This window comes from Anaerolineae bacterium (genome assembly GCA_025062375.1).
GTDB lineage: Bacteria > Chloroflexota > Anaerolineae > SpSt-600 > SpSt-600 > SpSt-600.
Window position 1 is genome coordinate 273 of sequence record JANXAG010000084.1, and the last position, 395, is coordinate 667.

Sequence of the window (395 nt, forward strand, 5' to 3'; positions counted from 1 at the left end):
TTGCCCCAGAGGATTTTAAGTCCCCCGCGTCTGCCATTCCGCCACCCGGGCGCAATCTCATCCTGTCAATTATACCTTTGCCAAGCTCAGAGGTCGCAAAAGTCGCCGCAAATTGCTGGCGGAACAGGTCACGCCGAATCTGATCCAGTCGCCATCAGATGGCGATGGGACTTCACTTAGCAGAGAACTTTGGCTTGTCCCTCATTAAGCAGGAATCTGTGATTGAGAAGCGAACTTTGTGAAATCGGTCGAGAGGAAGCAGGAATCGCGAAGTCGGCGGTGGTATACTACAGGTAGCTGCCTCGAGGCGTATCCCCATGAGAGGGCTGCATGGAGGCGCAGCGTGGGATACATCCGTTTGTAGGACGGGCGAGGCGAGAACATGGTGGAGCGCC

Annotated in this window: 1 tRNA gene (only partly in view); it reads right to left on the reverse strand. The window is 55.7% G+C overall.

Annotated features, from left to right (window positions below):
• Positions 1 to 51, reverse strand: a tRNA-Leu gene (locus NZ653_10150); it reaches 33 nt to the left of the window's first position.
• Positions 52 to 395 lie beyond the last annotated feature (344 nt).